At 70.7% G+C, this 12,109-nt stretch carries 9 protein-coding genes; 7 read left to right on the top strand and 2 right to left on the bottom strand.

Going from position 1 to position 12,109, the window contains the following annotated elements:
* Window positions 1-58: 58 nt before the first annotated feature.
* The 7 genes from HHX31_RS13030 to HHX31_RS13000 all read left to right on the top strand — a co-directional run bounded on the left by HHX31_RS13030 (window position 59) and on the right by HHX31_RS13000 (window position 9,880).
* A complete protein-coding gene (locus HHX31_RS13030; protein ID WP_169948523.1) occupies window positions 59-568 on the top strand; it encodes a hypothetical protein in 510 nt (169 codons plus the stop codon).
* 851 nt (window positions 569-1,419) lie between these two features.
* The gene (locus tag HHX31_RS13025) at window positions 1,420-2,934 is read left to right on the top strand and encodes an endo-1,4-beta-xylanase (protein WP_169948522.1); all 1,515 of its coding nucleotides are present in this window, start codon (window positions 1,420-1,422) and stop codon (window positions 2,932-2,934) included.
* Between the two features lie 600 nt (window positions 2,935-3,534).
* Window positions 3,535-5,457 (top strand): AfsR/SARP family transcriptional regulator, encoded by a 1,923-nt coding sequence (locus tag HHX31_RS13020; RefSeq protein WP_169948521.1) that lies wholly within the window; start codon window positions 3,535-3,537, stop codon window positions 5,455-5,457.
* A 149-nt stretch (window positions 5,458-5,606) separates the two neighbouring features.
* A complete protein-coding gene (locus tag HHX31_RS13015; protein ID WP_311931760.1) occupies window positions 5,607-7,040 on the top strand; it encodes an aminotransferase class III-fold pyridoxal phosphate-dependent enzyme in 1,434 nt (477 codons plus the stop codon).
* Window positions 7,022-8,062 (top strand): NAD-dependent epimerase/dehydratase family protein, encoded by a 1,041-nt coding sequence (locus HHX31_RS13010; RefSeq protein ID WP_169948519.1) that lies wholly within the window; start codon window positions 7,022-7,024, stop codon window positions 8,060-8,062. Before HHX31_RS13015 ends, HHX31_RS13010 begins: the two co-directional genes overlap by 19 nt.
* A 15-nt stretch (window positions 8,063-8,077) precedes the next feature.
* Window positions 8,078-9,061 (top strand): UbiA prenyltransferase family protein, encoded by a 984-nt coding sequence (locus tag HHX31_RS13005; protein WP_169948518.1) that lies wholly within the window; start codon window positions 8,078-8,080, stop codon window positions 9,059-9,061.
* A gap of 21 nt (window positions 9,062-9,082) precedes the next feature.
* A complete protein-coding gene (locus HHX31_RS13000; RefSeq protein WP_169948517.1) occupies window positions 9,083-9,880 on the top strand; it encodes an AfsR/SARP family transcriptional regulator in 798 nt (265 codons plus the stop codon).
* Here the strand turns inward: HHX31_RS13000 and HHX31_RS12995 are convergent.
* Together HHX31_RS12995 and HHX31_RS12990 are read right to left on the bottom strand one after the other, a co-directional pair.
* On the bottom strand, window positions 9,861-10,940 hold the full coding sequence (locus tag HHX31_RS12995) for an endonuclease/exonuclease/phosphatase family protein (protein WP_249345978.1): 1,080 nt from the start codon (window positions 10,938-10,940) through the stop codon (window positions 9,861-9,863). The two genes, HHX31_RS13000 and HHX31_RS12995, sit on opposite strands and share 20 nt — an antisense overlap.
* Window positions 10,941-11,067: 127 nt before the next feature.
* Complete coding sequence (locus tag HHX31_RS12990) at window positions 11,068-12,108, bottom strand: glycosyltransferase family 2 protein (protein ID WP_169948515.1); 1,041 nt, start codon at window positions 12,106-12,108, stop codon at window positions 11,068-11,070.
* Window position 12,109: the final 1 nt, after the last annotated feature.

The raw sequence follows: 12,109 nt of genomic DNA, 5'->3' as shown, positions 1-12,109 counted from the left end.
GGTGCCGGCCCTGGGCGGTTCACTCCGCCATGACACCCCATACGCGAAGGGACCATTGGTGAGGCTTCTCAAGAAGTGCACGCTCATCGCGATCCTCGGCAGTGCGCTGGCGCTGGTCGCGGCCTGCGGAGGCGGCGCCGAACCCGCCGGCTCCGGCTCGGTGGATCTTCCCGGTGCCGAAGCCCCCGCGGAGGGAGGCTCGGGCGGCAGCGAAAGCTGCAAGTTCCTCAGCGAGGACGAGGTCGCCGAGGCGATCGGCCCGCATGACGGCGGGCAGCACGACTACACGTTCGGCGGATGCGTCTGGACGGCGTCCAGCGCCAAGGACGGCTTCACCGAGGCGATCTACGCGGCGGTGCTGCCCAAGGCCCAGTACGAAACCGTGGCCGAGATCGGCCAGCCGGTGAGCGGCTTCGTCGACGGCGCCACGTACGACGAGACGCACGGCGAACTGTGGTTCCCCTGCCGGAGCGGGGACTACTGCGGGATCAAGGTGAGCACCGCCGACTCGGACGGCCGCCAGGACACCGCCCTGCGACTGAGCAAGCTCCTGCAGGGCCGCGCGTAGGCGGACGACTCCACCCCGGCCGCGCCTTCCTCACCCGGACACCGCCGGAGGAACATCGCGGCGCGACCCCTGACGGCACCGGCGCGCTCGGCGGCCGGATGCCCGGGATCGCGAAACTCCCGCCGCACGGCCCGCGGCAGGGCAGGCCGGCAGCGCAGGTTGCCAGTGCAGGCCAACAATGCAGGCCCGCAGCGCGGGCCGGGTGGTGGTCACGGCCCGGCGGACTCGGACCGGTCAGGCAGCGGACCGGGACGTGGTGTCCGTCCAGGTCGTACGGCCTCCGGTCGCCGTCGGCCCACATTCACGGCAGTGAATGTCGCGCGTCATCTTTCACAGGTCGTTCACGGTCGCCTCTCCCTCGTACGGGTGGAGGTGGTGGTGGCCGGAGCAAATACGAGGCCGGGACACGCTGTCAAGGGACGCGTCATCGGCTGGCCCGGCCCACGAGACGGCGGTGCGGCGGATCTGGGCGTTGAGATCACCACGGCCTCGCGCTCGCCGGATCAAGTTGAAAGTTTCATCGTCATCCGGCCCCGCCGACGCCCTTCGCACGTCGCCTCACACGCTCCTACCACGACGATGTCCTCGAAAAGGTTTCGTGCCCTGACATGTACGGGGGCCTCTCGTAAAACATGGATGCCGAAACTTTTCTAAATAGTCTTGACACATTTCGGCGAGATTCCCACACTGAGTCCCCAAGGCGGTCCCCCTGCCCGGTGGTGGTGCACTGCAGGGGGCCCGCGTTTACGACGCCCTCCTGGTGTGCGCTCCTCACGACGGAGCGCGGCGTCGGTTGCACGGGATCCCCCGTATGTCCCCCTTATCGTTCGTTCAGCTATGGAGGCTCAGGCATGGGCGCAAACGCCTTACCCCCGTCTGGAAGCCGGCGATCCGTCAAGAGCTGGCGCCGGGCCCTGGTGGCCGGCGCGATCGGCGCACTCGGCGCGGCCTCGGCACTGGTGACGGTGTCCGTTCCCGCCGACGCGGCCGGCAGCACGCTGGCCGAGGCGGCCCGGCAGAGCGGCCGCTACTTCGGCACCGCCATCGCGTCGGGCAAACTCGGCGACGGGCAGTACACCTCGATCGCCAACCGTGAGTTCGACATGATCACGGCCGAGAACGAGATGAAGATCGACGCGACCGAGCCCAACCAGAACCAGTTCAACTTCTCCCAGGGTGACCGCGTCTACAACTGGGCCGTGCAGAACGGCAAGCGGGTGCGCGGCCACACGCTGGCCTGGCACAGCCAGCAGCCCGACTGGATGCGGAACATGTCCGGCAACTCGCTGCGCCAGGCGATGATCAACCACATCAACGGCGTCATGAACCACTACAAGGGCAAGATCTACGCCTGGGACGTGGTGAACGAGGCGTACGACGACAACAACGGCGGCCGCCGCGACTCCAACCTCCAGCGGACCGGCAACGACTGGATCGAGGTGGCCTTCCGCACCGCGCGGGCCGCCGACCCCGACGCCAAGCTCTGCTACAACGACTACAACATCGACAACTGGACCTGGGCCAAGACGCAGGGCGTCTACAACATGGTCCGCGACTTCAAGTCCCGCGGCGTGCCGATCGACTGCGTCGGCCTGCAGTCGCACTTCAACAGCCAGAGCCCGTACAACAGCAACTACCGCACCACGATCTCCAGCTTCGCCGCCCTCGGCGTCGACGTGCAGATCACGGAGCTGGACATCCAGGGCGGCTCGGCCCAGACCTACGCCAACGTGGTCAACGACTGCCTCGCCGTGCCCCGCTGCACCGGCATCACCGTGTGGGGTGTGCGCGACAGCGACTCCTGGCTCGGCGCCAACACCAGCCCGCTGCTGTTCGACAGCGGCGGCAACAAGAAGGCCGCCTACAACTCGGTGCTGAACGCGCTCAACGCGGCCACGCCGACCACCTCGCCCAGCCCCGGCACCTCGCCGAGCCCGGGCACCTCGCCCAGCCCCGGCGTCTCTCCCACCCCCGGTGGCAACGGCAGCGGGCCGATCAGGGGCGTCGCCTCCGGACGATGCCTGGACGTGCCCAACGCGAGCACCTCGGACGGTACGGCACTGCAACTGTGGGACTGCCACGGCCAGTCGAACCAGACCTGGAGCTCGACGTCGTCCGGTGAGATCCGGGTGTACGGCAACAAGTGTCTCGACGCGGCCGGCACCGGCAACGGCGCCAAGGTCCAGATCTACTCCTGCTGGGGTGGCGACAACCAGAAGTGGCGCGTCAACTCCGACGGCAGCATCCAGGGCGTCCAGTCCGGGCTGTGCCTCGACGCCGTCGGCTCCGGCACCGGCAACGGCACCCAGCTCCAGCTCTACTCCTGCTGGGGCGGCAACAACCAGAAGTGGACCTGGAACCGCTGACCAGGTCTGACCGGCGAGCCGATCCGGCACGTCGCCTGCTCCACCGTCCGTCACGCCGGCCCGTGCCGGTGTGACGGACGGCCGGCGACGTGGATCGTCTCACCACTGACATCTCCCCCGGCCTCCGGTGCGGCGCGATCCGCCGCACCGGGGGCCGTGTCGTTGCCCGGTCCCCCGGCCACGTCCCTTTCGCCCCTCGCGCCGCTCCCCTGGCCCCCCGCGGCGGGCCCCCACGACGTGATCGAGCGGACGCTCCGGCGTCCGATACCGCCCGGCTTTCCCGCCGCCGGACGAGACGTCCGGCCCCGCTCACGGCGAATTACATACCGGCCCTTTCCCGTCGCACGCACCGTAGTCGGCCCCTAGCTGGGGGGCAGGTCTCCACGCCGATACAAATAGGGAAAGTCCGTAATACCAGATTGCTACGTATTACGCATCCATTTCAGGTCAGCCCGTAATTCGTACGGCGTAAGAGCATTATTCCTTTCGCGCGAGTACCGCCCGCAGATCGAATCTCTCGATCATAGTTCGCAACAAATCAGCTTTTATCAGGATTTGTACGGTTCCTAACTGTGAATACCGGGCTTGCAGGGTGGTCGCATGGACTTCAAGATCCTCGGGCCTATCGAGGTCCGTACTTGCCACGGGAAGCCGATCCCGCTCGGGCGGCGCAAACAGCGGGTTCTGCTCGCGACCCTGCTGCTCAACGCCGGCAAGGCGATCCCGAGCAAACGGATGATCGACTGGCTGTGGGGCGAACGGGCGCCCGCAGCCGCCGAGTCGAACGTGTACACGTACATCTCCGCGCTTCGCCGGGTGCTCGGCACCCCGTCCCGCATCGAGGCGAGCGCCAACGGGTACGTGCTGCGGGTCAGGCCCGACGAGATCGACGTGACGCGGTTCGAGAGCCTCGCCGAGCAGGGCCTGCGCGCCCTGTCCGAGTCGCGGCACGACGTCGCGCTCGAACGGCTGACCCGGGCCCTCGGCCTGTGGCGCGGCGAGTCGGTCCTGGAGGGGCTGCCCCTGCCCGCGCCGCTGCGCGGCGAGACGGCGCGGCTGGAGCGGCTGCGGACGGTCTCCGTCGACGCCTCGCTGGAGGCCCGGCTCGCGCTCGGCCGGCACGGCGAGATGCTCGCCGATCTGGAGGCCCACACCAACAGAGACCCGTTGAACGAGCGCCTCAGGGCACACCTCATGCTGGCGCTCTACCGCTCCGGCCGCCGGGCGGACGCGCTGGCGGCCTACCAGCGCGCGCGGGTGGTGCTCGCGGCGGAACTCGGCATCGACCCCGGCCCCGACCTGCGGCGCATGCACCAGCGCATCCTCGCTGACGACCCCACGCTCGCGCCGCCCGCGACGCGGGCCACCCTCAGGCCCCCCGCCCCGGCCGAGCTGCCCATCGACTGCCGGGCCTTCACCGGCAGGACAGGCGAGATCACCCGCCTGCGCGCGGCGCTGACCTCGGCGGGCTCCGACGCGGTCGCGGTCGCGGCGATCACCGGCGCGGCGGGGTCCGGCAAGTCGGCGCTGGCCGTACACGTCGCCCACCAGATCGCGGACCGCTTTCCCGACGGGCAGCTCTACGTGGACCTGCACGGCTCCTCACCCGACGTCGCGCCGCTCGACCCGGTCGACGTACTGGCCCGCCTGCTGCGCTCGCTCGGCGACGACAGGGCCGTCAGGCCCGACGTGGACGAGATGGCGGCGCGGTTCCGTTCGCTGACCGGCGGCAGGCACCTGCTGCTCCTGCTCGACAACGCCTGCGACGCCGCGCAGGTTCGCCCGCTGCTGCCCGCGAGCCCCAGCTGCCGGGTGCTGATCACCGCCCGCAGGTCGCTCACCTCGCTGGACGCCGTGTCGCACTTCCGCCTCGGCGTCATGACCGAGGACGAGACCTCCACGCTCCTCGGGCTCCTGATCGGGCCGGAACGCGTCGCCACCGACCCCCGCGCGGCGCGCGCCATCGTGCGGCTGTGCGGAGGGCTGCCGGTGGCGGTCAGGATCGCCGCCGCCCGGTTGATCGCCAGGCCCGGCCTGTCGCTGCGCGCCCTGGCGGACCGGCTCGCCGTGGAGGACCACCGCCTGTCGGAACTCCAGACCGACGACCGCGCCGTCCGGCCCTACTTCATGACGAGCTACCGCAGGCTCGACCCGGAGTCCTCCCGCATGTTCCGCCTGCTCAGCCTGGCCGGCGGCGCCGTCAGCGTCGCGGCCGCCGCGGCCCTGGCCGACCGTACGGAGCCGAGCACCGCCGACCTGCTCGACCGCCTCGCCGACGCCCACCTCCTCGAAGCGAGCGACCAGGACTGGTACGGCATGCACGACCTGCTCCGCCTGTTCGCGCGCGAGCGGGCCCAGGAGGAGGAGACCGCGGAGGACCAGGCCAAGGCGGTGCGGCGGTTGCTGCGCACCATCTGGGTGCCGTCCGTCCCGCAGGCGCGCGGCGACCGCGACCGGCTGAAGCCGGCGATCCGTCCGATGCACGGGAAATCCTCCACGGGGATCGCGAGATCCGACCGATAAATTCCCGGCGGTCGATTCCGGGTGCTTTTTTCTTTCCGTCGCCTGGTCCTCCACACCGACCTACACGCATTCGTATGGGGTGGGGTGTGGCCGTATTGACGAGTCTTGACGACGTGCATTTCCGATCACGTAAAGGGGATGGGCGTAACGTGTCCGAACTGATCGGCATCGACGCGTGTGAGAGCCTTACCGTGAAACAGGTCCAGGACCTGTACAAGAAGTACGTCAGCCGCAGTCAGGTCAACCTCATGACCTCCTTCGGCTTCGGGCGCGAGCTCGTCGAGCGCGCGGAAGGCGCCTGGATCTGGACCCGCGACGGACGCAGGGTCCTCGACGTCACCGGCGGGGTCGGGGTGCTCAACCACGGCCACAACCACCCCCGCATCCTGGAGGCCAGGCGCCGCTTCGCCGAACGGCGGCGCATGGAGGTGCACAAGGCGTTCTTCTCGCCGTACGTGGCCGCGCTGAGCCACAACATGGCCGAGGTGCTGCCGGGCGACCTGAACATCTCCTACTTCCCCAACTCGGGCGCGGAGGCCAACGAGGGCGCCGTGAAGCTGGCGTACAAGTACCACGAGGGGCGGCGCAACACGATCCTGCGCTCCGACATCAGCTTCCACGGCAAGACCCTGGGCGCGGGGAGCCTGACGGGATCGGCCGAGAACTCCTTCCGCTTCCCCGGCCTGCCGGGCATCGCCGTGTACCCCTACGGAGACGTGGCCGCCGTCCGCGAGCTGATCGAGAACTCGCGCACCCCCGACGGACGGTGCGACATCTACGCGATCATGGCGGAGCCGTACAGCGCGTCGAGCATGCGCTGCTGGTCGGAGGCCGACCTGTACGAGTTGCGCCGGCTCTGCGACGTGAACGACATCATGCTCATCTTCGATGAGGTCTACACGGGATGGGGCAAGACGGGCAGCCTCTTCTACTTCATGCGCTACCCCGGCCTCCTGCCCGACGTCCTCGTGTATTCCAAGTCGCTCGGCGGCGGAAAGGCGTCGATCTCCGGCTACACCGCGCGTGAGCCCATCTTCCGCAAGGCGTACGACCGGCTCTCGGACGTCATCCTGCACAGCACGACCTACTACGGGTTCGGCGAGGAGACCGTCACCGCCATCGAGGCCATCAACATCGCCATCGAGGAGGACTACCCGGCCAGGGCGCGGCAGATCGAGCGCGTCCTGCGGCCCGGCCTGGAGAACATCGCCAAGCGCCATCCCGACGTGGTCGGCCGCGTGAGCGGCGTGGGCGCGCTGTGGGGGGTGTTCCTCGCGGGCGGCCCCAAGGTGCTCGACCTGGCCGGCAAGTTCGCGCCCGGTTTCTCCCACGATCCGCAGTTCCGCACCAAGCTGATCACCCTCTCGGTGATCGCGGACCTCTACCGCGAGCACGGGATCGTCTCCTACTACAGCCCGAACGCCGACAACCCGCTCGTCGTCGCGCCGACGCTCGTCATCGAACCGGAGGAGGTCGAGTTCTTCCTGGACGGCCTCGACAAGACGCTGTCCAAGGGCCTGCCGCGGCTGCTCAGCCGCTTCGTACGGGAGAAGGTGGGGTCGCGGTGGTCCAGCGGGTCGTAGTCACCGGCAGCGCCGGAATGCTCGGCGGCAACCTCGCCCGCCGGCTCGTGCTCGACGGACACGACGTGCTCGGCGTGGACCTGCGCCCGCAGACCGACCCGCTGCTCGCGGCCCGGCACCAGTGCGGCGACATACGCGACCTGGGGCTGCTGACCGGGGCGATGGACGGGGCCGACGCCGTGGTCCACTGCGCGGGCGCGCTGCCGAGCTATCCGGCCGAGCAGATCCACGACCTGATCGTCAGGGGCACCGGCACGGTCCTGGAGGCCGCTCGCCTGACCGGCGTGGGGCGGATGGTCCACATCTCCTCCACGGCCGTGTACGGCCTGCCGACACTCGTGCCCACGCCCGAGGAGCACCCGCGCGAGCCGGTCGACCCCTACACGCGGGCGAAGGCCGAGGCGGAGGAACTGGCGGAGAAGTACCGCGCCGGGGGGATGTGCCTGCCCATCCTGCGCCCCAAGACCTTCCTCGGGCCCGGCCGGATGGGCCTGTTCGCCATGCTCTTCGAATGGGCCGAGGAGGGCCGCAACTTCCCCGTGCTCGGCAAGGGCGACAAGCGCGTGCAGATGTTCGCCGTCGAGGACCTGGTCGACGCCATCGCCGGCGTGCTCGACGCGCCGGCCGACGTCGCCAACGACACCTACAACCTGGCGGCGGCCGAGTTCGGCACGCTGCGCGAGGACTTCCAGGCGGTGCTCGACGCGGCCGGCCACGGCAAGCGCGTCGTCTCGCTGCCCGCCGGCCCGACCCTGGCGGGGCTGCGACTGCTGGAACGCACCAGGATGTCCCCCGTGTACGGACGGCTGGTGCGCAAACTGCTCGCCGACTCCTACGTCAGCATCGACAAGGCCCGTGACCGGCTCGGATTCCGACCTCGCCTGTCCAACCGCGACGCCATCCTCCGCACGTACGCCTGGTGGCGGGAGCAGCGGGCGTCCGGGGCGGCGCGCGGCGCCGGCCAGACGAGCCGCGACGCGTGGCGGCAGGGCGCGCTCGCGCTGGCGAAAGTCTTCTTCTGAGCTGACGGGGAGATCATGCACGTTATCGAATCGGCGGACCTTCCGGACAGCCCGCAGCATCCGCCACGGTCCCAGGACCGGGCCGCGCGGACCTGGACGCGTCTGGCCGCGGACCTGGCCGGTCTGATCCGGCCCTCCCACTCGGCCAAGGCGATCCTCCTCGTCCCCGTGGCGCTCATCGGCGCACCCGCCCAGGGCATGACCCAGGTGATGGACGTCGTCCTGGCCACCGTGGCGTTCATGGTCGCCTCGGCCGCCGTCTACATCGGCAACGACATCGCCGACCGGCACCGGGACCGGCATCATCCCGTCAAGCGCCACCGCCCCGTCGCGGCCGGCCGGGTGGGTGTGGTGACCGCGGGCGTCTGCTGCGCCCTGCTGCTGGCGCTGCTCGCCGTGATCGTCGCCCAGTCCCCGGTGTCGTACTGGCCGGTGCTGCTGTATCTCCTGCTCAACGTCGCCTACAGCCGTTTCCTCAAGCACCTGCCGCTGATCGACGTGGGGACGGTGGCGGCCGGCTTCGTCCTGCGCGTCGTGCAGGGCTTCGAGGTGACAGGAGGCCGGGCGCCCGCCTGGCTGCTGATCACGGTGTTCTCGATGTCCCTGCTGCTGCTGATCGGCAAGCGCCGCCAGGAACTGCTGCACGGCGGGTCCGTCCATCGGCCCGCCCTGCGCGGCTACTCGATGGAGCTGACCAACTGGCTGCTGCAGATCGCCTCGGTGCTCGCCCTCGTATCCGGCCTGATGTACCTGCGTGACGAGGGGCCATTCGGACCCCAGCACGGCCAGACGGCGATGATGCTGTCCACTCCGTTCGCGCTGTTCGCGCTGTTCCGATACCTGCAGATCCAGCTGATGGACAAGGAGGGCGGCGACCCGGTCCGCATCCTGCTGCGCGACCGCGTCATGGTCGCGAACTCGATGGTCTGGGCCGCGACCCTGGGCGTGACGCTCGTGCTCGTCCACCGCCCGTCGCTGGCGGCCGCCCTCTCTTTGTGAGAGCGACATGGAAGGAAGGCGATGGACGTCCGCTTGTTGGGACCGGTCGAGGTGACCCTGGACGATCGCCGCGTCCCCCTGGGCCCACCCCAGCGGCGCGCGGTGCTGGCGGCCCTGGCGGTCGACGCCGACCGCCCGGTGTCGCTCCGTACGATGATCGAGCGGGTCTGGGACGACCCACCTGACCGGGCGACCGACTCGGTGTACGCCCACATCGCCCGGCTGCGGCAGGCGCTGACCGGGACCGGGGCCTCCATCGAGCGCCGCGGCGGCGGGTACGCGCTGGAGATCGACCCCGAGCGGGTGGACGCCCACCGGTTCCGCCGGCTGACCACGCAGGCGCGCAACACCCACGACGACACCGTACGGGCCGCGCTGCTGGCCGAGGCCGTGGAGCTGTGGCGGGGCGCGCCGCTGGCCGGCGTTCCCGGAGACTGGGCGGCCCGCATGCGGTACGGCATCGAGCAGGAGTTCGTCGGCGCCCTCGCCATCCGGGCCCAGGCGCACCTGCGCCAGGGCCGCCCGGACATCGTGGTCGCCGAGCTCACCCCGCTGGTGCCGCACTACCCGCTCGCGGAGCCCCTCGCGGACATGCTCATGCGCGGCCTGTGCGCCCTCGGCCGTACGGCGGAGGCGGTGGCCCTGTACGCCCGCCTGCGCGGGTATCTCGCCGACCGCCTCGGCGTCGAGCCGGGGCCGGAACTGCGCGCGCTGCACCTGCGGATCCTGCGCGGCGACGGGGAACCGCTCGTGCGGACCGGCCGGCGGGCCCAGCCGCGTGACCTGCTGCTCGCCCAGGTCACCGAGTCAGTGAGATGACCAGGCGCTGGCCGCTGTGGTCCGACTGGCCCTCCGAGGGGATGATCCGATACTCGTGCACGGCGATGCCCGGGGTGGTGAACGCCCAGTCGATCCGCCACAGCGGCAACCGGTCGTCCCAGGTCGCGGGGTAGATCGAGTCGATCGCGGGTCCCGCGTCGGTCAGCCGCCGCGGCAGCAGGCGCATGATGCCCATGGCCGGGGACGCGTTGAAGTCTCCGGCCACGAAGGCCGGCAGCGGGTTCGCCTCGACGTCGGCCGCGAGGGCGCGGAGGTTCGCCTTGCGCGCCTCGTGCTGGGTGAGGTTGAGGCGGCGGGGATCCAGGCCGGGCGGCGACGAGTCGATCGGCGTGTTGATGTGCGTGTTGTAGAACGAGACGGTCCTGCCGCCGACGTCCAGGTCCGTACGCAGCGTCTTCACGGTGTGGAAGCCGGGCCAGCGGGAGCCCGGCGGCACGGGCGAGCCGCCGCCGGGCTCCAGCCAGGGTCCCAGGTCGAGGCCGCGCCGCGCGACGATCGGGAAGCGCGACAGCGTCACCATCTCGCCCGCGGTGGCGACGTCGTAGCCGGGGAACTCACGGCGCAGCCGGTCCAGGTCGTTCACCCGGATCGGCAGTGAGTCGTCGCCGAAGTAGACGTACTCCTGCAGCAGGAACACGTCGGCGTTCTGGGCGCGGAGATAGCGGTAGAAACCGTCGGACTCCCACTGGGGAGTGCCGGTTGGCGGGGGCATCGCCCGCCCGGCCTCTGCCGACTGGTCCCAATAGAAGGTGTTCCAGGAGAACACGCTGATCGCGCCGGGCGGAGCCGGGGTGGCGCGGTGCCACAGCGAGGCGAGGTTGAGCCCGCCGGCGCCCGCGCCCAGCACCAGTGACACCAGAGCCATCGCGACGGCCGCGCGGCGCGCGTGGCGCGCCACCAAGACCGCCGCGAGCAGCACGACGGGGACGACCGCGAACGCCAGCGGGGGGACGAGCTCGGGGACCTGCCACCACCACACCCGGCCGGACAGCGCGCGGTGCAGCACCGCGAACGTCAGCCAGGCGGCCGCCGCCGGCATCACCACAGGGATCCTCCGGCGGGCCCTCGGAGCGGGCGGGAACCCGCCGGGGCGCGTCGCGACCCGCGTGCCTCCTGTCATGCGCCGCGCCCTGTCAGAAGGCGCGGCGCGGGCGCGGCGAACGCCGTCACGCGGCCTCCCCGAGCGCCGGGGGACGCGCGGGCAGGTCGGCGTCGTAGAGCCGGCGGAACCTCGCCGAGAACAGCCACCGCACGGCGCCCGCCGCCACCCCGGCCGCGATGGTCACGTTCACCAGGAAGTGCACGGCGCCGAAGTAGAGCAGGAACAGCGGGCCGCGCCTGCGCAGCACGAAGCGGTACATGCCGAGGTCGGCCGCCACCGACACGGCCAGGGCGAGGGCCGGGAGCGCGGCCCCGGCGGGACCGAGCACCACCGCCACCGGTATCGAGGCCACCGCCGCCAGCGCCGCGAGGCTGCCACCGGCCCTGTTGGAGGTCTCGAACCCGGTTGCGAACCGCCGCCGCCGCGCGTACAGCGGCACCCGGGCGCGGCCCCGCCGGTACAGCTTGCGCAGCAGGCGGGGCAGGTTGTGGTCGTGGTCGTGCCGCGAGCGGATCGCCGACGTGAGCACCATGCCGTATCGCTGGGTGAGGCGGTGACCGTAGTCGACCTCCTCCGTCTCGCGCAGCCGGGTGTTGAACGGCCCGAGCTCGTCGAACACGCGCCGGGGCATCGCCATCAGCGCCGGGAACAGGAACGAGATCGGCCCCTCGGAGCTCGCCGTCCAGTAGTAGTACTGCAGCGCGCGGTACTCCTCGACGAGGCTGTCGCGGATCAGCGGCTCTGGGTCGTGGATGCTGCACACCGCCCCCAGCCGGGGGTCGGCGGCGAGCATGCGCACGGCGACCTCCACGGCGTCGGGGTAGGCGGCGACGTCGGAGTCCACGAACACCAGGATTTCACCCAGGGCGTGCGCCGCGCCCAGGTTTCGCGCTCCCGCCACCCCCATGTTGCGTTCCGTGCGGATGACCCGCACGCCGAGCCGCCGCGCGACCTCGACCGAGTCGTCGGTGCTGCCGTCGTCGACCACGATCAGCTCGATCTGCCGGTACGTCTGCACCCGCATCGCCCGCAGGCACAGCTCCAGGGAGGCGGCGTAGTTGTAGTTGGGCACGATCACGGACACCAGGGGTGAATGCTCTGTCACG

The sequence above is a fragment of the Microbispora sp. H11081 genome (assembly GCF_012999535.1).
Classification (GTDB): domain Bacteria; phylum Actinomycetota; class Actinomycetes; order Streptosporangiales; family Streptosporangiaceae; genus Microbispora.
The sequence above is the reverse complement of the archived record's forward strand: the minus strand, read 5'-3'. Positions and strand labels throughout refer to the sequence as shown.